Source organism: Micromonospora sp. WMMD967, assembly GCF_029626165.1.
Lineage (GTDB): Bacteria > Actinomycetota > Actinomycetes > Mycobacteriales > Micromonosporaceae > Micromonospora > Micromonospora taraxaci.
Genome location: NZ_JARUBK010000001.1, coordinates 3,313,873 through 3,334,855, shown reverse-complemented (window position 1 = coordinate 3,334,855; position 20,983 = coordinate 3,313,873). Strand labels below are relative to the sequence as shown.

Sequence of the window (20,983 nt, the reverse complement as noted above, 5' to 3'; positions counted from 1 at the left end):
CGAAAGGAGGTGGCCCGATGTTGACGATCAACCCAGTCCGGTCGAGGCCGGTGCTCGCCTCACTCGAACGGCTCATCGGCGCGCAGCGGGCCGACCGGCTCCGGCGAGCCGCCGCGGAGATCCAGGACCGGCTCCACGGCGGCACGCTCTGGCACGTCAACTCCACCCCGACCGGCGGTGGCGTGGCGGAGATGCTGCGGACGTTGCTGCCGCTCTACGACGAGTTGGGTGTGCAAGCCCGGTGGGCGGTGGTCAGCGGAGACGACGCGTTCTTCCGGATCACCAAACGGCTCGGTGTGGCCCTCTACGGCAGCGACGGCGACGGAGGTCCGCTCGGTCCGGCCGAGCGTGAGGCGTACCTGCGTGCCCTCAAGCCCGCCGCCGACCGCCTCGTCCAGAAGGTCGACAGTCGCGACGTGGTGATCCTGCACGACCACCAGACCGCCGGCCTGGTCCCGTCACTGGTGGGCCGGGTCGCGTCGGTGCACTGGCGCTGCCACGTCGGCGTGGACGAGCCCACCGACGCCTCCGAGCGCGGGTGGGACTTCCTGACCGAACTGCTGGACGAGGTCGACTCGCTGATCTTCTCGGTCGCCGACCACGTCCCCGCCCGGCTGCGCGACCGGACCGTACTGATCCAACCGCCGTTCATCTCTCCATTCGACGCCAAGAACGTCGACCTGCCGGCCGACACCGTCCGCGCCTGCCTGGCGCAGTGCGGTCTCGACCCAGCCGGCGCACCGGCGAGGTCGCCGCTGCTGCTGGAGACCGCGGCGGGAGACGTCCGACTCCAGTCCACGCCGAGCGTGATCTCCGACGGCGGCCGTCAGCTCGGCGAACCGCTGATGACCCAGGTGTCCCGGTGGGACCGGCTGAAGGACATGGCCGGTGTCCTCACCGCGGTCACCGACCACGTACCGGTCGGGCATCTCGCCCTGGTCGGCCCGGATCCCGCGGCGATCGCCGACGACGTCGAGCAGGGTTTCTGGTACGCGGACTGCCTCGACCACTGGCGGAGGCTGTCACCGGCACAGCGGCGACGGGTGAGTCTGATCTGCCTGCCCATGGCCGACCCGACGGAGAACGCGCTGCTGGTCAACGCGGTTCAGCGGGCGTCCGACGTGGTCGTACAGAAGAGCCTCGCCGAGGGCTTCGGCCTCACCGTGTCGGAGGCCATGTGGAAGTCGCGGGTAGTGGTGGGCAGCGCCGTGGGCGGCATCCGAGCGCAGATCACCGACGGGGTCGACGGCTTCCTGCTGACCGATCCGGCGGACCTGCGGGGCCTGGGCCAGATCGTCGCCGCCGCCCTGAGTGACGCGACGGATCGCCAGGAGATCGGGGAACGGGCGCACCGACGGGTGCGCGACGACTTCCTCCCAGACCGGGAGGTGACGACGACGGCGTCGATGCTGGCGTCAGAGAGGATGGCAACGCGATGAGCACCAGCAAGCGAGGGCTCGACCCGGAACAGGTGGCGGCGTACCGCACCGACGGATACGTCATCGGCGACGGACTGCTCAAGCCGGACACCTTTCTCGGCCTCAAGAACCACTTCGAACGCAAGCTCGCCGCCCTGCCCGAGGGAGAGCGGCCCGAGGACATGGACGTTCCACACTTCACCGACCCGGAACTGTTCCGGTGGTTGCTCGACTCGGACGTGCTCGACGTGGTCGAGAGCGTGGTGGGGCCGGACATCGCCCTGTTCACGTCGCACTTCTTCTGCAAGCCGGCGGGCGACGGCAAGAGCGTCCCGTGGCACACCGACGGCTACTTCTGGCGGGAGATGATCGAACCGGCCGGCCAGGCCATGACGATCTGGTTGGCGATCGACCCGTCCACGCTGGAAAACGGCTGCATGAAGGTCATCCCCGGCAGCCACGTCGACGGCACGGACAGCTACCGGCGCGTCACGGACGACACCAGCGTCTTCGACGAGGAGTTGGACCAGAGTCGCGTCGACGCCACCCGGGCCGTCCCGGTGCAGCTACGGCCCAACCAGTTCAGCATCCACTCCGGGGCCCTCGTCCACAGCAGCGAGGTCAACCGCAGCGCACTGCGGCGGTGTGGGTTCACCATGCGCTACATCAGCACGAGCGTCCGGTTCAACCACGAGGGGGTGGGGCACAAGCACCAGATCTTCCTGGCCCGGGGCAAGGACCGCGCCGGCAACACGTACGGCGACCCGAGCCGGGCGTACCCCGAACTGGTGCAGACCCGGGGAATGGGTCAACGGTTCGTCGGCGCCGAGCGCTGACCGCCGGATCGGTACGACGCGATGCAGCTCACGATCACTACGGCCGGCCGGACGGTGACCATCGCCTGCGGCGCCCTGTTGCTGGACATGGACGGCACCCTTGTCGACTCCCAGGTCTGCGTGGAGCGCAAGTGGCGCGACTGGTGCCGCCGGCACGGCCTGGACGTCGACGAGCTGCTGCGCGTCTCCCACGGCCTCCAGTTGGCCGACACCGTCCGGTTGATGGCTCCCCACCTCGACCTGGCGGCGGAGGTGGCGGACCTGGTCCGGCGCGAGGAGCAGGACACCGACGGCCTCCGGCCGGTCGCCGGGGCAGCGCGGCTGTTGGCCGCGCTGCCCCCGCACCGGTGGGCGGTGGTGACCTCGGCGTGGCACCGACTGGCCGAGATCCGGCTCCGCCACCTGGGACTGCCGGTCCCCCGGGTGCTGGTCACCGCCGACGACACGGCCCACGGTAAGCCGGCCCCGGACGGCTACCTGATGGCGGCGGCGCGACTGGGCTGCCCGCCGGCCGACTGCGTCGTGGTCGAGGACAGCCCTGCGGGCATCGAGTCGGGTCGCGCGGCGGGCATGCGGGTCATCGCGGTGGCCACCACCTTCGCCCCGGACGCACTGGACGCCCTCGACGCCGACTGGGTCGTCGACGACCTCACGGGCGTCGCCGTGCTCGATCCGGCCGCCGCCCGCTGACCCCCTTCGAGAGACAACTTCCGGTGCCCAGATTCGCTGGGCGATGTCAGGGGTGTCGATTAGAATGTATGTACTAATCGGGTTCCTGACCTGGGAGGACGCCCATGACCGCGCCCGCCTCCACCCCCCTCACCCCCTACGCCACCCTGCTCGGCTTCACCCGCTACGTCGACCGCACCGGCCCCACCAAGGCGACCTTCGTCGGAGGGCTGCGCAAGCAGCGCGCGAGCCGGTCCGGCTTCAACCCGCACGGCCAGTTCGTCAAGGCGCTCAAGGCCGACATCGCCTTCCACACCGGCGGCACCCACCTGACCGGGGTGGTCGACGTGGTCAAGCCACGCTGGCGCCCGCTCTACCAGGCGCTCGTTCCCGGCGCCACGGCCTGGCTGCACTCCCTCGGCGAGCCGGCCGCCATCGACCTCGCACAGACCCGCGACGCCCTGGCCATGCTGGGCGACCTACCCGTCAAGATCAACCCCCATTTCGGGGTACGCCACTCCGACGGTCGCGCCGAGGCCATCCGCCTGCACTTCGACGAGACTCCCCCGAGCGAGGAGTCGGTGCTCGCCACCCTGCACCTGATGGCCCGCCACATGGACGCGGTGCTCCCGCACGCCGAGCCGGTCCTGGTCGACGTTCGTCGTGGCCAGGCCCACCACATGCCCGCCGACGCCAAGCCCGACCAGATCGAGCGATGGCTGTCCGGCGAAGCAGCCGCCTTCCGCGCCATCTGGTCCACCGCCGCCTAACCACCCACCCACCCACCCGCACTGACCCGCCCCGCACGCCGCGCTCACCCACCCCTCCACCGTCCATGATCCGCGCAACTTCGGTGATGCTGCTGCCTCCCGTCGCGAAGAGACAGCAAGAACACCGAAGGTGCGCGGATCATGGCGTTCGGACACCTATCGGGGTTATCCACAGGGACTGCACGCGAGCGCCTCCGTCGGTCAAGGTTCCGTCATGCCTGTTCCCCCTCGACGTCCAGCGAGTCTGCAGGGACGTGTGTTTCGCGGCTCCGACGTCGTCACCGAAGGCCTGCTCACTCGCACGGAGCTGCGTAGCGCGGCGTGGCGCCCCCTGTTCCGCGACGTCTATGCCGATGCCCGGCTTGCGGTCACCCATCGCGTTCGCTGCGCCGCTGCGGCGCAGTGGGTTCTGCCAGCAGGTGTGGTGATCGCGGGTCGCAGTGCTGCGGCACTCTACGACGCGATGTCGGTCGTCAGTCACGAGCCACTTGACGTGCTCGTGCCCACCGAACAGCGGTTCGGTCCGGTCAAGGGGCTCATCGTGCACCGCAGCGAGTTGACCGCGACTGACATCGCGCTACGTCATGGCATTCCGCTGACCACGCCAACCCGCACATGCCGGGATGTGGCCCAGTGGCTGCCAACCGAGGAAGCTGTCGCCATCGTGGATCGCCTCGCCCACCACCGACTGGTGGCGATCCCTGAGCTACGTGCGTCGATCAAGGCGCGGGTCGGCAGGCGGGGTTGGAAACGGATGACGCAGGTCGCCGAGTTGGCCGACGCGGGCGCGGAATCCGCCCCGGAGTCGCGGTTGCGGGTGCGAATCGTCCTCGCCGGAGTGCCGGTCCCCGTGACCCAGTTCGTCGTCGAACGCGACGGTAGGTTCGTGGCCCGACTCGATCTTGCGTGGCCACGCCTCAAGGTCGCCGTCGAGTACGACGGCTTGTGGCACGACGACCCCGAGCAGTTCCATCGGGACCGACGCCGCCTCAACCGCCTACTGGGTGAGGACTGGCTCGTCCTCCACGTCACCGCGAAGCGATTCCGTGAGGATTTCGACGGCTTCCTGGCCGAACTCCGTCAAGCCCTGAAATCCCGCGCCCACTGACCACCCCCGGACAAGCCAAGATCCGCGCAACTTCAGGGATCCTGCTGCCTCGTCAGCAGTTGAGGCAGCAGTTTCCCCGAACTTGCGCGGATCTTGAGCCCGCGGGAGGCGGGGGGGGGCGGGGGGGGCGGGGGGGCGGGGGCGGGTCGGGCGGGTCGGGAGCGCGCGGGCCTGGGTCAGGCGGCGGGGATGTACTTGGCCAGGTCGTCGAGGATCTTGTTGGCGGCGCCAACGCCGATGCCGGTCATCCAGACCTCGTCGGAGACGGGGTACGCCTTGCCGGCCTTGACGGCGTTCAGGCCCTTCCACAGGGTTCCGCCGGTCACCTTGCTCTGCTCGGCCGCGGCCTTGTCGCCGTACGCGGTCACGAAGATGACGTCGCCGTCGACCTCGTTGACGCGCTCGGGGCTGACCAGGTCGAAGCGCTTGTCCTCCTTGTTGGCGAGCAGCTGCCGGTCGGGGCGACCCAGGCCGGTGTCGCCGATGACGATGCCGGAGAACGAGTCCGGGCCGTACACCCGGATGTTGCCCGGGATGAACCGCACGATGGACACCTTGCGGGCGGCGGGGTCGCCGAGGGTCGCGCCGAAGTCCTTGGCCCGCTTCTCGTACGTGCTGAGCAGGTCCTTGGCCTGCTGCTCGCGTCCGAGTGCCTTGCCGTCCAGGAGGAGGTTCTCCTTCCAGGTGATGCCCACCTTGTCGGTGAACACCGTCGGCGCGATGGCGGCCAGCTCGTCGTAGAACTTCTCCTGGCGGAACTTGCTGCCGAGGATGAGGTCCGGCTTCAGTGCGTTGATCGCCTCCAGGTCGGGCTCGGTGAGCACCCCGACCTCCTTGATGCCGGCGAGCTTGTCCGCGCCGAAGTACGTGGGCCAGCTCTTGGCCTCGCCGGCCGTGGCGGCGCCGACCGGGGTGACGCCCAACGAGAGCGCCGTGTCGATCTTGTCGGTGTCGAGCACGACGACGCGCTTGGGCTCGGCCGGGACCTTGGTGGTGCCCATGGCGTGGGTGATCTCCCGGGTCTCCCCGGCGGTGGAGCCGGCGACCGGGTCGCTCTCACCGCAGGCGGTGAGTCCGACGCCGAGGGCGGCGGCCGCGGCGAGAGCGGCGACGAGACGACGCATCAGAGTCCTTTCGAGGGGTACGAGTCGGCGAGCGGGGTGGCCGCGTCACCGGTGGTGGGTCGGGCGTCCGGTACGGACGCCGTGGACGAATCACGGTCTGCCGCGCCGGCGGCAGCAGCCCCTGCGGCAGCAGCGCCGCCAGCGGCAGCGGCCCCGGCGGCAGCAGCGCCGCCAGCGGCAGCGGCCCCGGCGGCAGAGCCGCCAGCGGCAGGGGCGGGGAGGACGGGGCCGCCGGTGTACGCGGGCACCACCAGCGGCGCGCCGGTCACCGGGCAGGGAACGACCACGCAGGCCAACCCGAAGACGTCGCGGACCAGGTCGGCGGTGAGGATCTCCCGGGGCGGTCCGGCGGCCACCACGGCGCCGGCGCGCATCGCGACGAGGTGGTCGGCGTAGCGGGCGGCCTGGTTCAGGTCGTGCAGCACGGCGACGACGGTGCGGCCCCGCTCGACGCGCAGCCGGTGCAACAGATCCAGTACCTCCACCTGGTGGGCCAGGTCGAGGAAGGTGGTCGGCTCGTCCAGCAGCAGGGCGTCGGTGTCCTGGGCGAGCGTCATGGCGATCCAGACGCGTTGCCGCTGACCGCCGGAGAGGCTGTCCACCGGCCGGTCGGCCAGGTCGGTCACGTCGGCCAGGGCCATCGCCTGGTCGACCGCCGCGCCGTCCTCCGACGACCACTGCCGCCACCAGCGCTGGTAGGGCTGCCGGCCGCGCCCGACCAGGTCCGCCACCGTGACGCCCTCGGGCACCAGTGGGCTCTGCGGCAGGACGCCGAGGCGGCGGGCGACCTCCCGGGTCGGCAGGTCGCGGATCGCGGTGCCGTCCAGCAGCACCGTGCCCCGGCGCGGGTTGAGCAGCCGGGCCATCGTGCGCAGCAGGGTGGACTTGCCGCACGCGTTCGGACCGACGATCACGGTGAACGCGTCGGTCGGCAGGTCCAGGTCGAGCCCGTCGAGCACCGTCCGCTCGTCGTAGCCGGCGACCAGGTCGCGGGTGGAGAGCATCACACGACTCCTTGAGGCGTCACGACGACCGCCGCCGGCCGCGCAGCAACAGGAAGATCAGGTACGGGCCGCCGATCGCGGCGGTCAGCACACCGGCGGGCAGTTGGGTGGGCGCGAACAGGCGTCGGCCGGCCAGGTCGGCCAGCACCAGCAGCAACGCGCCGAGCAGGGCGGCGCAGACCAACGGTGGCCGTTCGGCGCGGACCAGCCGGCGGGCCACCTGGGGGGCGACCAGCGCCACGAAGTCGACGGCGCCGACCTGGGCGGTGACCATCGCGGCGACGAGGACGCCGGTGCCGGCCAGGCCGATCCGGCGGGCCACCGGGCGCAGCCCGACACCCCGGGCGGTGTCGTCGTCCAGGGCGGTGCTGTTCAACGCCCAGCCGGCCCAGGCGAGCACCGGCAGCAGCACCAGCATCGTGCCGGCGATCCAGGCCGCCTCGGTCCAGCCCTTGCCGGCCAGGGTGCCGATCAGCCAGATCTGCGCGCGGAGACCGTCGATCGGATCGGCGGTGAGCATGACGACTTCGGTGAGTGCCCGGAAGGCGAACGCGACCGCCACTCCGGCGAGCACGAACCGTTGCGCGGCCAGCCCGTGCCGGGCACCGAGGGCGAACAGCAGCACCGCCGCGAGCAGCCCGCCCACCAACGCGGTGGGTGCCACCAGCACCGCTGCCATTCCGCTGGTCAGGGCGACCGTCGCGGCGAGTCCGGCACCCTGGGTGATGCCGATGACGTCCGGGCTTGCCAAGGGGTTGCGGGCCACGCTCTGGATGAGCGTGCCGGCCACGCCGAAGGCCGCGCCGGCCGCCGCCGCCAGCGCGACCCGGGGCAGTCGAAGATCAAAGACCACGAGGTCGTACGGCGTGCCGGCCCCGGAGAGGGCACGCAGCACGTCGGCCGGTGCGACGTACGGGGTGCCGAGCGAGAGGCTGAGCACGACGGCCAGCAGGAGGAGCACGGTCAGCACGGCGGCCACCAGCACCGCCCGGCGGCGGATCAGCAGACTGACCGGACCGATCCGCAGCAGCGACCGCCCGGCCAGCCGGGTCTGCCCGACGGCGGGGCCACTCGAAGCGGAGGGGTGCGGCGGACCGACGGTGGCGGACGGGCGCTGGGTGGCGGTCATGCGGTCACCACCCGGGCGCGGCGGACCAGCACGGCCAGCAGCGGCGCGCCGATCAGGGCGGTGACGATGCCGGCCGGTATCTCGCCGGGTGGGGCCACGACCCGGCCGATGATGTCGGCGCCGAGCAGCAGCGCGGGCCCGAGCAAGGCGGAGACGGCGAGGGTCCAGCGGTGGTCGGCGCCGACCAGGGCGCGGGCGAGGTGCGGCACGGCCAACCCGACGAAGGCGACCGGGCCGGCGGCGGCGACCGCGGCCCCGGTCAGCAGCACGGCGGCGATGCCACCGCCGAGGCGGACCAGGCCGATCCGGTGGCCGAGACCTCGCGCGACGTCGTCGCCGAGGGCCAGGGCGTCCAGACCTCGGGCCACCAGGGCGGCCAGCACCAGCCCGGCGAGGACGAAGGGCAGCACCTGGGCGCTGACCGACAGGTCCCGGCCGGAGAGCCCGCCGACCACCCAGAACCGGTACTCCTCGAAGGTGCGGGCGTCGATGCTGAGCAGCGCGTACACCCCGGAGGCGAGACTGGCGTCGAGCGCCGCGCCGACGAGCGCGAGGGTGACCGGGCTGGCGCCCTCGCGGGCCCGCGTGGCGATGGCGAAGACCAGCAGCCCGGCGACGAGTGCCCCGACGATGCCGAACCAGACGTACCCGGCGAGCGTGCCGATGCCGAAGACGGAGATGGCGAGAACCACGCCGAACGAGGCGCCAGCGCTGATGCCGAGGATGCGGGGCTCGGCGAGGGGGTTGCGGGTGAGCGCCTGGAACAGCACGCCGGCGACGGCGAGCGCGAGCCCCACGGCGAGGCCGAGGGCGGTACGCGGCATTCGCAGCTCACGGACGATGGTGCTGGCATCTCCGCCGTCCGGCGCGACGAGGGCGTGCCAGACCTGGTCGATGCCGAGCTGCCGACTGCCGAACGCGAAACTGGCCAGCACGGTGAGCAACAGGACCAGCGCGGCCCCGGCGGTGACGGCCACCCGACGCCCGGTACGAGTGCTGGCCCGACTCCGGGTCGGCCGGCTGGCGAGGGCGGTCACGAATCTCCTGCACGATCGGGCTTAGGTTCGCCTAACCTTAGCCGACCTGGGGAAAGGGACCTAACCGGTAGGCGTCGATGCCGACCCGGGCTGGTCCGGCGCGCTCGCCGCCCCACCGTCACCCGTCGTCGAACCGCCGTCACCGACCGCCGTCGCACCGCCGTCACCGGCCTCCGCGGCACCGCGCGGCAGCACGTTCAGCGGTCGCATCATCTCGTTGTCCTCGTGCTCGAGGAGGTGACAGTGCCAGGCGTACCGGCCGGGCCGGTCGAAGCGCGCCTTGATCCGGGTCACCTCCCACGGGTACGCGAGCACCGTGTCCATCCACCCCCGGTCCCCCGGGTCGGGTCGTACGCTGCCCGAATGCCCACGGCCGAGCAGCTCGAACTGGACCTGGTGCAGGTGGACCGGGTGCACGTGCCGGGTGAAGTTGCGCACCTCCCAGACCTCGGTGTCGCCGAGGGTGGGCTGCTCGGTCGGCGGATCGCTCCAGCGCAGCGGTAGGCCCCGGCCGCGTTCGTCGAGGACGCCGAGCAGCATGATCGTCGACTCGCCGGACCTCCGCTCGTTGAGCGACAGCCGGCGTACGCGCTGGGCGGGGCCGAGCCTCGGGTGCGACGGCAGTCGCAGCTGCTCCGGCGGCACGCTCGGGTCCCCGCCGGTCGCGTCGGTGACCACGAAACGCAACACCTGACCTGTGGTTCGCGGGTCGGCCGGGGCGAAGTCCACCCCGGGTCGGCCGCCGCCGTACATCCCTTCGGGGCCCTCGTTGACGAGGTACAGCTCGGTCCCGGCCGGCACGTCGGTGAAGTCGACGATCGCGTCGATCCGCTGGGCGGGGCCGAGCGGCACGCGTTCGTGCGGCACCGGCTCCGGGAGGAGGCCGCCGTCGCTGCCGATCTGCCAGACCGGCAGCACCGGGCGGGCCGGTCGCGCGGTGGCGTTCGCGGTCACGCTGAGCAGCAGGAAACGGCTGTTGCAGCCGTTGAGCAACCGGAACCGGTACCGCCGCCGCTGCACGGTGAGCGTGGGCCAGGTGCGGCCGTTGACCACCATGGTGGAGCCGGAGAACCCGGGCACCCAGACCGGCCCGTCGGGGTGCGACGAGTAGCCCTCGGGGTAGAAGAGGTCACCGTCGGCGGTGAAGCTGCGGTCCTGGATCATCAGCGGAATGTCGTGGTACGCGGTCGTCGGCGGGTCGTCGCGGTCGGGCGCCGGGCCGGGCAGCACCCCGTCGGGCAGGTCGTCCCCGCCGAGCAGGTAGAACCCGGCCGGCCCGGCGTAGACGTTCTCCCGGGTGAGCCCCAGCGTGTGGTCGTGGTACCAGAGGGTGCAGGGCCGCTGGTCGTTGTCGTACTCGAAGGTCGCCGAGCCCGCGGCCCAGCGCAGGTCGTACCGCTCGGCGAACCGGGACCGGAACTCGGCGTACGCGCCGCCGGTCAGGGCGAAGTCGGCGGGTATGTCGCGGGCCGCCGGCAGGTACCACGCCTCGGAGTGCCCGTCGCTCTCCTGCGCGCTGTGCGCGCCGTGCAGGTGCACCACCTGCGGCACCGGCCCCCGGTACCCCAGCCGACTGCCGTCCGGGCGTCCGTGGCCGTCCCGGTGGTCGATCCCGCCGGCGGGGTTGGCCCAGTGCAGTGTGGGGTCCACCGGCAGCAGGTGTGGCAGGTGGTCGCCCCGGTCGTCGACGAGTTGGTTGACCCAGGTCACCCGGACGGGTCGACCCACCCGCGCCATGATCGTGGGCGCCGGGCAACCGAAGCTGCCGGCGTGCGCGGTGGAGCCGTAACCCCACACTGTGGTACGCGGCCAGGGGCGGGGCAGGATCTGCTGGCGGAACTGTCGTACCGCGATCACGTACTCGTCCCGCTCGGGCCCGGTCGCCACCGCCGGCATGGCCGGTGGGATCCGCAGTGGCGCGACGTACTTCGGGATGTCGCCGGCGTCCAGAGGCGGTATCGCCGCCAGCGCCCGCCCCGATGCCGCCCAGCCCGCCGGAATCAGAGCCGCCGCACCGCCGGCGGCGCCCGCCGCGAGCACCTGTCGCCTGCTGACCATGCCGCGTCCTCCAACGTCCTCTCCCCAGAAAGAGAATGGGTTTCGCAGACCGCCACAGGACGGACAGATAGCGGTTGACACCCAGAAGAGGGACATTCACGTCATAGGGTGGGAGCATGCGATTCGACCAGCACACGGTCGTGCTCCTGGTCCGACCGTCGGATCCGCCGGAGCTGCCGCAGGACGCGATCGATCGGATTAACGACGCACACCTCGCCCACCAGACAGGGCTCGTGGAGCAGGGGTTGGTGCTCGCCGCCGGCCCGTTCCTGCACGGCGACGACGAGCACCTCCGTGGTTTCGTCGTGCTGTCCATCGCGCCGGACGAGGCCCGCGCCCTCTACGCCAACGACCCGGCCGTACGCGCCGGTCTCCTGCTCGCGCAGGTCACCACGTGGCTGCTTCCGGAGGGCAACCTGCGGTTCGAGGGCGTGCCGGTGCCCCGGTCGATGTTGGAGGCGGCCTCCGGCGACTGACGCCGGAAGCGGTCAGTCGGCCGTGCCGTCGCCGGCCGCTGTCACCAGGTCCGCCAGCGGGACCACCCGCGGGTCGTCCACCGGACCGATGATCACCCGCAGTGCCGGGACGTAGTCCCGCAGCACCCGCACACACCTGTCACACGGCGTGGTCACCTCGCGGCCCCGGTCGGCCACCGTGACGATCGTCTCCAGTTCGGTGACGCCCTGCGTGGCGGCCGTGCCGATGACCACCAGCTCGGCGCAGACGTCTCCGGTCGCGTGCTGGACGTTCACCCCGGTGAAGACCCGTCCGTCGGCGTTCCGGGCGGCCGAGGCGACGGTGTGGTGCTGGCTGCGGCACCGCAGCTTGGCGACCGCCGTGGCGGCCTGCACCAACGCACGGTCGGTGTCCCGGATGTCCATTCGGCTCCCCCAGCGCTCGACGTCGGCCGCCAACTCTAGGGCCCGCTCCCGGTTGTCCCGGGACCGGAGGTGACCGTCGGAGAGCCGGCAGCGCGGTAACCCAGGGGCGGTGCGCCGCCGGGCTGCCTATCCTTGGGCACGACATGCAGAATCCAACCGCCTCCGTCGCGACCGACCCGGTCCGCGAGCTGCACCGCCGCCTCACCCCTCTGATGTTCCGCGACCAGCGCCGGCTCCAGCGGCGCCTCGACGGTGCCCGCAAGCTGCGCGACCCGCAGCGCCGGGAAGCGGCCCTCGCTGAGATCACCGCCGAGGTCGCTCGGGCCGAGCAGCGGCTCGCCACCCGGCGAGCGGCGGTGCCCGTGATCACGTACCCCGCGGGGTTGCCGGTCAGTGAGCGCAAGGACGACATCGCCGCAGCGATCCGCGATCACCAGGTGGTGATCGTGGCCGGCGAGACCGGCTCCGGAAAGACCACCCAGCTCCCGAAGATCTGTCTGGAGCTGGGGCGCGGGGTGCACGGCCTGATCGGGCACACCCAGCCCCGGCGGTTGGCCGCCCGGACGGTGGCCGACCGGATCGCCGACGAGCTGGGCACCGAGCTGGGTGACGTGGTCGGCTACAAGGTGCGCTTCACCGACCAGGTCAGCGAACGCAGCCTGGTGAAGCTGATGACCGACGGCATCCTGCTGGCCGAGTTGCAGACCGACCGGATGCTGCGCCAGTACGACACGTTGATCATCGACGAGGCGCACGAGCGCAGCCTCAACATCGACTTCATCCTCGGGTACCTGCGGGAGCTGCTGCCCCGCCGACCCGACCTCAAGGTGATCATCACCTCGGCGACCATCGAGACCGACCGGTTCGCCAGGCACTTCGTCGGACCGCCCACCGCCGACGAGCCCGACGGCGTACCGGCGCCGGTGGTCGAGGTCTCCGGGCGCACCTACCCGGTGGAGGTTCGCTACCGCCCGCTGCTGGAGATCGCCGAGGGCGAGGAGGACGGCGACGGCGACGAGGAGAACGTCCGGGACCAGATCCAGGCGATCGGCGACGCCGTCGAGGAACTGGCCTCCGAGGGGCCCGGCGACATCCTGGTCTTTCTCAGCGGTGAACGCGAGATCCGGGACACCGCCGACGCGCTGGGCAAGTTGGTGCAGAAGAAGCGGTCGCTGCTCGGCACCGAGATCCTGCCGCTGTACGCCCGGCTGTCCTCCGCCGAACAGCACCGCGTCTTCGCCGCGCACAGCTCACGCCGGGTGGTGCTCGCCACCAACGTCGCGGAGACCTCGCTGACGGTTCCCGGCATCAAGTACGTGGTGGACCCGGGCACCGCCCGGATCTCCCGCTACTCCAGCCGGCTGAAGGTGCAGCGGCTGCCCATCGAGCCGGTCTCGCAGGCGTCGGCCAACCAGCGCAAGGGGCGCTGCGGCCGTACGTCGGACGGCATCTGCATCCGCCTCTACGACGAGCAGGACTTCCTGTCCCGCCCCGAGTTCACCGACCCGGAGATCCTGCGGACCAACCTGGCGTCGGTCATCCTCCAGATGACCGCGATCGGGCTGGGCGACCTCGCCGCCTTCCCGTTCATCGACCCGCCGGACAAACGCAACATCACCGACGGTGTCAACCTGCTGCACGAACTCGGCGCGTTGGACCCGACCGAGGCCGACCCGGCGAAGCGGCTCACCGCGCTGGGCCGACGCCTCGCCCAACTCCCGGTCGACCCCCGTCTGGCCCGGATGGTGGTCGAGGGCGAACGCAACGGCTGCGCCACCGAGGTGCTGGTGATCGCCGCCGCGCTGTCCATCCAGGACCCGCGCGAACGGCCGGCGGAGAAGCAGGCCCAGGCCGACCAGGCGCACGCCCGGTTCGCCGACAAGGAGTCCGACTTCGTCGCCTATCTCAACCTGTGGCGCTACCTGCGGGAGCAGCAGCGCGAGCTGTCCTCCAGCGCGTTCCGCCGGATGTGCAAGGCCGAGTACCTGAACTACCTGCGGATCCGCGAGTGGCAGGACATCGTCAGCCAACTGCGGCAGGTGCTGCGTACCCCGGCCGAGAACGACCGGCGCGGTGGGCGGCAGGCACGCGACACCGCAGACGGCGCGGACGCCGGCCGGGGTGCGGGCCGCCGGGGCGGCGCGGACCTGCCGGAGGAGATCGACACCCCGAAGGTGCACCAGTCCCTGCTGCCCGGCCTGCTGTCGCACATCGGCCTCAAGGACGCCCAGAAGCACGAGTACCTGGGCGCGCGGGGCGCGAAGTTCGGGATCTTCCCCGGGTCGGCGTTGTTCAAGAAGCCGCCGCGCTGGGTGATGGCCGCCGAGCTGGTGGAGACCTCCCGGCTGTGGGGGCGCATCGCCGGTCGGGTCGAGCCGGAGTGGGTCGAGCCCCTCGCCCAGCACCTGGTCAAGCGCAGCTACAGCGAGCCGCACTGGGAGAAGAAGCAGGCCGCGGTGATGGCCTACGAGAAGGTCACCCTGTACGGCGTTCCGCTGGTCAGTTCACGGAAGGTCAACTTCGGGCGGATCGACCCGACGTTGAGCCGGGAGCTGTTCATCAGGCACGCCCTCGTCGAGGGCGACTGGCAGACCCACCACCAGTTCTGGGCGGACAACAAGCGGCTGCTCGCCGAGATCGAGGAACTGGAGAGCCGGGCGCGACGCCGCGACATCCTGGTCGACGACGAGACCATCTTCGGCTTCTACGACCAGCGGATCCCGGCCGACGTGTCCTCCGGCCGGCACTTCGACAGCTGGTGGAAGAAGACCCGCCGTGAGCAGCCCGACCTGCTCACCTTCACCCGCGACCTGCTGGTCAACGACGGTCGCCCGGGGGTGGACGAGGACGACTACCCGGACGAGTGGCAGACGCAGGGGGTGAGCCTGCCGCTGACGTACCGCTTCGAGCCGGGCACACCGGACGACGGCGTCACCGTCGACATCCCCCTGCCGCTGCTCAACCAGGTGCCGGCGGAGAGCTTCGACTGGCAGGTGCCGGGGCTGCGCGAGGAGACGGTGATCGCGCTGATCCGAACGCTACCCAAGGCGATCCGCCGCAACTTCGTCCCGGTGCCGGACTACGCCCGCGCCGCCCTCGCCGCGATCACCCCGGGCGAGGAGCCGCTGCTGGACGCCCTCACCCGGCAACTGCGCCGGATGACAGGCGTCACCGTCCCCCGCGACGCCTGGGAGCCGGGCAAGCTCCCCGCGCACCTGCGGGTCACCTTCCGGGTCCTCGGTGACGACGAGAAACCCGTCGCCGAGGGCAAGGACCTGCCGGCCCTGCAACGTCAACTCCGCCAGGAGGTACGCCAGGTGGTGGCGGCCGCCGCGCCGGAGGTGGCCCGTACCGGGCTGCGCGAGTGGAGCATCGGCACCCTGCCACGGACCATCGAGCAGGTCCGTGCCGGCTACGCGGTGACCGCGTACCCGGCGCTCGTCGACGAGGGCGCGACGGTCGGGGTGAAGGTGTTCGACTCCCCCGCCGAGGCGGAGGCGGCGCACTGGGCGGGCACCCGTCGGCTGCTGCGGCTCACCGTGCCGTCCCCGGCGCGGTTCCTTCAGGGCCGGCTGGACAACGCGGCGAAGCTGGCGCTGAGCCGTAACCCGCACGGCGGCGTGCAGGAGCTGATCGAGGACGCGGCCGGGGCGGCCATCGACCGGCTCATCGGCGCGGCGGGCGGCCCGGCGTGGGACGCCGACGGGTTCGCCGCGCTGCGCGAGAAGGTCCGCGCCGACCTGGTCGACACGGTGGTCGAGGTGATGGACCGGGTCCGCAAGGTCCTCGCCGCCGCCTACGCCGTCGAGCAGCGCCTCGGCGCCACCCGCAACCTCGCCGTGGTGGCCGCGCTGGCCGACATCCGCAGCCAGCTCGCCGGGCTCGTGCACGCCGGTTTCATCACCGAGACCGGGTACGCGCGGCTGCCCGACCTGCTGCGCTACCTCAGCGCCATCGAGCGCCGGATGGAGCGGCTGGGCGGCAACCCGCAGCGCGACCGCCAGCAGCAGGAGCGCATCGCGACGGTGCAGAAGGAGTACGCGGACCTGCTCGCCAACCTGCCGCCGGCCCGCCGACAGGAGACCGCCGTCCGGCAGATCCGCTGGATGATCGAGGAGTTGCGGGTGAACGTGTTCGCCCAGGCGCTGGGCACCCCGTACCCCGTCTCGGAGCAGCGGATCTACCGCGCGATGGACGACGCGGAGGGTCGCTGACGAGGCCGGGCCCGCGGCGGCCGGCGGGCCGGTCTCGTCAGGTCAGCGGCTCGACGCCGGGCGGCAGCTCGCCCCGGTCGATCGCGGACTGGATGTAGTCGAGCAGGATCCGCCGGAGTTCCCGGCCCGCGTGGGTGGGCACGACGTCGCGGCGGCGGGCCACCGCGATGGTCCGCCGCACCCCGGGCGGGGCGAGGGGCGTGATCCGCACGCCCGGTCGGCGGGCCAGCACGATGCCCGGCACCAGCGCGATGCCGAGTCCCGCCTCGACGAAGCTGAGCACGGCGTCCATCTCGCCGCCGTCCACAGCGAAACTCGGTTCGAACCCCGCCTCGCGACACGCCTGGATGGTGGCGTCGCGCAGGTCGTAGCCCTCCCGGAACATGACCATCGGCAGGTCGCGCAGGTCGGTGATGCGCAGCTCGCCGGTCGCCGAGGCGGTCGGCACCTCGTCGACCGAGGCCACCACCAGGCTCTCCCGCAGTATCGGGTCGACCCGCAGCCCGGGGTCGGCGCCCTGCGCCGGCATGATGATCAACGCCAGGTCGAGATCGCCGCGGAGCAGGTCGCGCACCAGGTCCTGGGAACCGCCCTCCTCAACCCGCAGGTCGACGGTGGGGTGCGCGTCGCGGAACCGGCGTAGCACCGGCGGGGCGAGCGAGGTGGCCAGACTCGGGGTGGCCCCGAGCCGGACGCGACCGCGACGTAACCCGACCAACTCCTGGACCTCGCGGGTCGCGGTCTCCACGTCGGCGAGGATCCGGGTCGCCAACGGCAACAGCACCTCACCCGCCGCGGTGAGCGCGATGTTGCCCCTTACCCGCTCGAACAGCGGTGCCCCGAGGTCGGCCTCCAGAGCGTGAATTTGCTTACTGAGAGAAGGCTGAGTGATGCCCACGATGTCGGCGGCTTGGGTGAAATGTCGTACTTCGGCCACCGCGACGAAGTACCGAAGCTGATGGAGCTGCATCTACATAGCTTACGGCTATCAACACTACGACTTTGATGCATTGGACGACTGATCAAAGTGCTCCTAGCGTCGGTCTCGTGGTAATGACGAAAACTCGGTCGCCCATCCGCTCCAACGTCGGCCTCAAGGCCGTCATGGCGGTGACGGGCATCCTGCTGGCGCTGTTCCTCATCGCCCACATGCTCGGGAACCTCAAGGTGTTCACGGGGGAGACCTCGTTCGACCACTACGCCCACTGGCTGCGCGACATCGGCAAGCCACTGCTGCCCGGCGTCTGGTTCCTGTGGATCCTGCGCACCGTGCTGGTCGTGGCGGTCGTCGCCCACATCGTCGCCGCCACCGTGCTGGCCCGGCGCGCCCGCGCCGCCCGCCCGGTCAAGTACGCCCACCGCAAGAAGGTCAACGGCAGCTACGCGGCCCGCACGATGCGCTGGGGCGGCGTGATCATCCTGCTGTTCGTGATCTACCACCTGCTGGACCTGACCACCGGCACGCTCAACCCGGTCGGAAACGAGAGCAAGCCGTACGGCAACGTCGTCGCCGACTTCGCGCCGGAACGCTGGTACGTCACGCTCTTCTACACGCTCGCCATCGTCACGGTGGGCTTCCACCTGCGCCACGGCGCGTTCAGCGCGTTCCGCAGCCTCGGCCAGCAGACCCCGCGCGGCGAGCGTCGGGCCCGCGTCGCGGCTCTGGTCTTCGCGGTGCTGCTCTGCGCCGGATACCTGGTGGTCCCGTTCGCCGTACTCACCGGATTGGTGTCCTGACATGGAACTCTTCACCGAGGGCGACCCGATCGCCGACACCAAGGCACCCGCCGGCCCGGTCGAGAAGCGCTGGGAGACCCGGCGCTTCGAGGCCAAGCTGGTCAACCCGGCCAACCGCCGCAAGATGACGGTCATCGTGGTCGGCACCGGCCTCGCCGGCGGCTCGGCCGCGGCGACCCTCGCCGAGCAGGGCTACCACGTCAAGTCCTACTGCTACCAGGACAGCCCGCGCCGGGCGCACTCCATCGCGGCCCAGGGCGGCATCAACGCGGCGAAGAACTACCGCAACGACGGCGACTCCGTGCACCGGCTGTTCTACGACACCGTCAAGGGCGGCGACTTCCGCTCCCGCGAGTCGAACGTGCACCGCCTCGCCGAGGTCTCGGTCAACATCATCGACCAGTGCGTCGCCCAGGGTGTGCCGTTCGCCCGCGAGTACGGCGGCCTGCTGGACACCCGGTCCTTCGGCGGCGCCCAGGTGCAGCGCACCTTCTACGCCCGGGGTCAGACGGGCCAGCAGCTGCTGCTCGGCGCGTACCAGGCCCTCGAACGGCAGATCGGCCTCGGCAACGTGGAGATGAACACCCGGCACGAGATGCTGGAGCTGGTCATCGTCGACGGCAAGGCCCGCGGCATCGTCGTGCGGGACATGGTCACCGGCGAGATCAGCACCGAGATGGCCGACGCCGTCGTGCTCGCCTCCGGCGGCTACGGCAACGTCTTCTACCTCTCCACCAACGCCAAGGGCTGCAACGTCACCGCCACCTGGCGGGCACACCGCAAGGGCGCGTACTTCGCCAACCCCTGCTACACGCAGATCCACCCGACCTGCATCCCGGTCTCCGGCGACCACCAGTCGAAGCTGACCCTGATGAGCGAGTCGCTGCGCAACGACGGCCGGGTCTGGGTGCCGAAGGCCAAGGGCGACGACCGCAACCCTCGCGAGATCCCCGAGGACGAGCGGGACTACTACCTGGAGCGGATCTACCCCTCCTTCGGCAACCTGGTCCCCCGCGACATCGCCTCCCGCGCCGCCAAGAACGTGTGCGACGAGGGCCGGGGCGTCGGCCCGACAAAGCTCGGCGTCTACCTCGACTTCGCCGACGCGATCAACCGGCTCGGCCGCAAGGCCATCGAGGCCAAGTACGGCAACCTCTTCGAGATGTACGAGCGGATCACCGGCGAGGACCCGTACGAGGTGCCGATGCGCATCTACCCCGCCGTGCACTACACGATGGGCGGCCTCTGGGTCGACTACGACCTCCAGTCGAACATCCCCGGCCTGTTCGTGATCGGTGAGGCGAACTTCTCCGACCACGGCGCGAACCGCCTCGGCGCCTCGGCGCTGATGCAGGGCCTCGCCGACGGCTACTTCGTCCTGCCCACCACCATCGCCAACTACCTGGCCTCCGGCGGGCTGGACAAGGTCGACGCCAGCCACCCGGCCGCGATCGAGGCGCGCACCGACGTCGAGGACCGCATCCGGCGACTGCTCGCTGTCAACGGGGACCGGACCGTGGACTCGTTCCACCGCGAACTGGGCCAGATCATGTGGGAACACTGCGGCATGGAGCGCTCCGAGGCCGGGCTGCGCAAGGCGATCGGCGAGATCCGCGACCTGCGCGAGGCGTTCTGGCAGCGGGTCAAGGTGTCCGGCACCGGCGAGGAACTCAACCAGTCGCTGGAGAAGGCCGGCCGCGTCGCCGACTTCTTCGAACTGGCCGAGCTGATGTGCATCGACGCCCTGCACCGCGAGGAGTCCTGCGGCGGCCACTTCCGGGCCGAGCACCAGACCCCCGACGGTGAGGCGCAGCGCGACGACGACCGGTTCGCGTACGTGGCGGCCTGGGAGTTCACCGCCGACGGCGAACCCTCGGTGCTGCACAAGGAAGACCTGACCTTCGAATACGTCCACCCCACGCAGCGGAGCTACAAGTGAACCTGACCCTGCGCATCTGGCGCCAGAAGGGCCCTGAGGACAAGGGTCGGATGGTGACCTACCCGGTCGACGACGTGTCCCCGGACATGTCGTTCCTGGAGATGCTCGACGTGCTCAACGAGCGGCTGATCCTCGCCGGCGAGGACCCGGTGGCGTTCGACCACGACTGCCGCGAGGGCATCTGCGGCATGTGCGGCCTGATGATCAACGGTGACGCGCACGGGCCGCAGCGCGGCACCACGGCGTGCCAGCTGCACATGCGGCAGTTCAAGGACGGCGAGACGATCGACATCGAGCCGTGGCGGGCCAGCGCCTTCCCGGTCGTCAAGGACCTGGTCGTCAACCGCAGCGCCTTCGACAAGATCATCGCGGCGGGCGGTTACGTCACCGCGCCCACCGGCAGCGCGCCCGAGGCCCACTCCACCCCGGTGGCCAAGGCCAACGCCGACGCCGCCTTCGAGTCGGCCGCCTGCATCGGCTGCGGCGCCTGCGTCGCGGCCTGCCCGAACGGCTCCGGCATGCTCTTCACCGCCGCCAAGCTCACCCAGCTCTCGCTGCTGCCGCAGGGCCAGCCGGAGCGCTACACCCGGGTGATCGGCATGGTCGACGCGCACGACGAGGCCGGCTTCGGCGGCTGCACCAACGCGGGAGAGTGCACCCCGGCCTGCCCGAAGGGCATCCCGCTCAACACCATCGGCCGGCTCAACCGCGACTACCTCACGGCCACCGCCAAGGGCGGAGCCGACAACACCCCCGGCTCCTGAGCCGCACGTCCCGCCAGACCGCCGTACCCCGAGCCCGGGGTGCGGCGGTCTGCTGTTCGGCCCTCCCGGGGGTGCGGTGGTGGGGCTGGGGCGACCGTCCCCGGCTCCGGGCGGTCAGGCTTGATCCCTCCGCCGGGGACGGTCGCCCCAGCCCCTGACCTCGGTCACGGCTCGCCCGCAGGTTTGGGTCCCCTCGGGGTACGCCGCATCTTCCGATCCGCGCCGCGCTTCATGGTCCACTCGGATTTCAGGAAGTCGGCCTGTCAATGCGCTCGGACAGCGCGACTTCAAGGAA

The 20,983-nt window shown here is 71.3% G+C and carries 16 protein-coding genes and 1 pseudogene; 10 read left to right on the top strand and 7 right to left on the bottom strand.

Features of this window, described 5'->3' with window-relative positions:
* Positions 1-17: 17 nt before the first annotated feature.
* From O7631_RS15535 to O7631_RS15515, 5 genes are all read left to right on the top strand, one after another.
* On the top strand, positions 18-1,439 hold the full coding sequence (locus O7631_RS15535; RefSeq protein ID WP_278144868.1) for a glycosyltransferase: 1,422 nt from the start codon (positions 18-20) through the stop codon (positions 1,437-1,439).
* The gene (locus tag O7631_RS15530; RefSeq protein ID WP_278144867.1) at positions 1,436-2,254 is read left to right on the top strand and encodes a phytanoyl-CoA dioxygenase family protein; all 819 of its coding nucleotides are present in this window, start codon (positions 1,436-1,438) and stop codon (positions 2,252-2,254) included. Before O7631_RS15535 ends, O7631_RS15530 begins: the two co-directional genes overlap by 4 nt.
* 21 nt (positions 2,255-2,275) lie before the next feature.
* Positions 2,276-2,944: an HAD-IA family hydrolase gene (locus tag O7631_RS15525; protein ID WP_278144866.1), complete on the top strand. Its 669-nt coding sequence runs from the start codon at positions 2,276-2,278 to the stop codon at positions 2,942-2,944.
* 104 nt (positions 2,945-3,048) lie between these two features.
* A complete protein-coding gene (locus O7631_RS15520) occupies positions 3,049-3,693 on the top strand; it encodes a hypothetical protein (protein ID WP_278144865.1) in 645 nt (214 codons plus the stop codon).
* Positions 3,694-3,907: 214 nt separating this feature from the next.
* Positions 3,908-4,801 (top strand): hypothetical protein, encoded by an 894-nt coding sequence (locus O7631_RS15515; protein WP_278144864.1) that lies wholly within the window; start codon positions 3,908-3,910, stop codon positions 4,799-4,801.
* A 176-nt stretch (positions 4,802-4,977) separates the two neighbouring features.
* Here the strand turns inward: O7631_RS15515 and O7631_RS15510 are convergent, their stop codons facing one another.
* The 5 genes and pseudogenes from O7631_RS15510 to O7631_RS15490 all read right to left on the bottom strand — a co-directional run bounded on the left by O7631_RS15510 (position 4,978) and on the right by O7631_RS15490 (position 11,153).
* The gene (locus O7631_RS15510; protein WP_278144863.1) at positions 4,978-5,925 is read right to left on the bottom strand and encodes an iron-siderophore ABC transporter substrate-binding protein; all 948 of its coding nucleotides are present in this window, start codon (positions 5,923-5,925) and stop codon (positions 4,978-4,980) included.
* 239 nt (positions 5,926-6,164) lie between these two features.
* Positions 6,165-6,929 (bottom strand): annotated as a pseudogene (locus O7631_RS15505) (ABC transporter ATP-binding protein); the annotation flags it as partial.
* A gap of 19 nt (positions 6,930-6,948) precedes the next feature.
* The gene (locus O7631_RS15500; RefSeq protein ID WP_278144862.1) at positions 6,949-8,058 is read right to left on the bottom strand and encodes an iron ABC transporter permease; all 1,110 of its coding nucleotides are present in this window, start codon (positions 8,056-8,058) and stop codon (positions 6,949-6,951) included.
* The gene (locus O7631_RS15495) at positions 8,055-9,095 is read right to left on the bottom strand and encodes an iron ABC transporter permease (protein WP_278144861.1); all 1,041 of its coding nucleotides are present in this window, start codon (positions 9,093-9,095) and stop codon (positions 8,055-8,057) included. The genes O7631_RS15500 and O7631_RS15495 overlap by 4 nt, the downstream gene beginning before the upstream one ends.
* A gap of 60 nt (positions 9,096-9,155) precedes the next feature.
* A complete protein-coding gene (locus tag O7631_RS15490) occupies positions 9,156-11,153 on the bottom strand; it encodes a multicopper oxidase domain-containing protein (protein WP_278144860.1) in 1,998 nt (665 codons plus the stop codon).
* A gap of 116 nt (positions 11,154-11,269) precedes the next feature.
* On the opposite strand from O7631_RS15490, the gene O7631_RS15485 reads away from it, so the two are divergent.
* A complete protein-coding gene (locus O7631_RS15485) occupies positions 11,270-11,629 on the top strand; it encodes a YciI family protein (protein WP_278144859.1) in 360 nt (119 codons plus the stop codon).
* A gap of 12 nt (positions 11,630-11,641) precedes the next feature.
* Here O7631_RS15485 and O7631_RS15480 read toward each other — a convergent pair whose 3' ends face one another.
* Positions 11,642-12,034, bottom strand: coding sequence for a cytidine deaminase (locus tag O7631_RS15480; protein WP_278144858.1), 393 nt, complete (start codon positions 12,032-12,034; stop codon positions 11,642-11,644).
* A gap of 143 nt (positions 12,035-12,177) precedes the next feature.
* Between O7631_RS15480 and hrpA the strand changes: the two genes are divergently transcribed.
* Positions 12,178-16,248 (top strand): ATP-dependent RNA helicase HrpA, encoded by a 4,071-nt coding sequence (gene hrpA, locus O7631_RS15475; protein WP_278144857.1) that lies wholly within the window; start codon positions 12,178-12,180, stop codon positions 16,246-16,248.
* Positions 16,249-16,285: 37 nt separating this feature from the next.
* Here hrpA and O7631_RS15470 read toward each other — a convergent pair whose 3' ends face one another.
* Entirely contained in the window at positions 16,286-17,218 is a 933-nt protein-coding gene (locus tag O7631_RS15470) for a LysR family transcriptional regulator (protein WP_278144856.1), read from the bottom strand.
* A gap of 83 nt (positions 17,219-17,301) precedes the next feature.
* Between O7631_RS15470 and O7631_RS15465 the strand changes: the two genes are divergently transcribed.
* Genes O7631_RS15465 through O7631_RS15455 form a run of 3 tightly spaced genes read left to right on the top strand, consistent with a single transcriptional unit; the run spans position 17,302 to position 20,688 of the window.
* The gene (locus O7631_RS15465) at positions 17,302-17,985 is read left to right on the top strand and encodes a succinate dehydrogenase cytochrome b subunit (protein WP_145784178.1); all 684 of its coding nucleotides are present in this window, start codon (positions 17,302-17,304) and stop codon (positions 17,983-17,985) included.
* Between the two features lies 1 nt (position 17,986).
* Positions 17,987-19,924, top strand: coding sequence for a fumarate reductase/succinate dehydrogenase flavoprotein subunit (locus tag O7631_RS15460; protein WP_278144855.1), 1,938 nt, complete (start codon positions 17,987-17,989; stop codon positions 19,922-19,924).
* On the top strand, positions 19,921-20,688 hold the full coding sequence (locus O7631_RS15455) for a succinate dehydrogenase/fumarate reductase iron-sulfur subunit (RefSeq protein WP_145784182.1): 768 nt from the start codon (positions 19,921-19,923) through the stop codon (positions 20,686-20,688). Before O7631_RS15460 ends, O7631_RS15455 begins: the two co-directional genes overlap by 4 nt.
* Positions 20,689-20,983 lie beyond the last annotated feature (295 nt).

Excerpts from the sequence above, each read along its gene's own strand:
- O7631_RS15520 (WP_278144865.1), top strand. The coding sequence starts at position 3,049 with ATGACCGCGCCCGCCTCCACCCCCCTCACCCCCTACGCCACCCTGCTC.
- O7631_RS15490 (WP_278144860.1), bottom strand. The coding sequence starts at position 11,153 with ATGGTCAGCAGGCGACAGGTGCTCGCGGCGGGCGCCGCCGGCGGTGCG.
- O7631_RS15485 (WP_278144859.1), top strand. The coding sequence starts at position 11,270 with ATGCGATTCGACCAGCACACGGTCGTGCTCCTGGTCCGACCGTCGGAT.
- O7631_RS15530 (WP_278144867.1), top strand. The coding sequence starts at position 1,436 with ATGAGCACCAGCAAGCGAGGGCTCGACCCGGAACAGGTGGCGGCGTAC.
- O7631_RS15470 (WP_278144856.1), bottom strand. The coding sequence starts at position 17,218 with ATGCAGCTCCATCAGCTTCGGTACTTCGTCGCGGTGGCCGAAGTACGA.
- O7631_RS15500 (WP_278144862.1), bottom strand. The coding sequence starts at position 8,058 with ATGACCGCCACCCAGCGCCCGTCCGCCACCGTCGGTCCGCCGCACCCC.
- O7631_RS15480 (WP_278144858.1), bottom strand. The coding sequence starts at position 12,034 with ATGGACATCCGGGACACCGACCGTGCGTTGGTGCAGGCCGCCACGGCG.
- O7631_RS15510 (WP_278144863.1), bottom strand. The coding sequence starts at position 5,925 with ATGCGTCGTCTCGTCGCCGCTCTCGCCGCGGCCGCCGCCCTCGGCGTC.
- O7631_RS15535 (WP_278144868.1), top strand. The coding sequence starts at position 18 with ATGTTGACGATCAACCCAGTCCGGTCGAGGCCGGTGCTCGCCTCACTC.
- O7631_RS15525 (WP_278144866.1), top strand. The coding sequence starts at position 2,276 with ATGCAGCTCACGATCACTACGGCCGGCCGGACGGTGACCATCGCCTGC.
- O7631_RS15515 (WP_278144864.1), top strand. The coding sequence starts at position 3,908 with ATGCCTGTTCCCCCTCGACGTCCAGCGAGTCTGCAGGGACGTGTGTTT.
- hrpA (WP_278144857.1), top strand. The coding sequence starts at position 12,178 with ATGCAGAATCCAACCGCCTCCGTCGCGACCGACCCGGTCCGCGAGCTG.
- O7631_RS15465 (WP_145784178.1), top strand. The coding sequence starts at position 17,302 with ATGACGAAAACTCGGTCGCCCATCCGCTCCAACGTCGGCCTCAAGGCC.
- O7631_RS15460 (WP_278144855.1), top strand. The coding sequence starts at position 17,987 with ATGGAACTCTTCACCGAGGGCGACCCGATCGCCGACACCAAGGCACCC.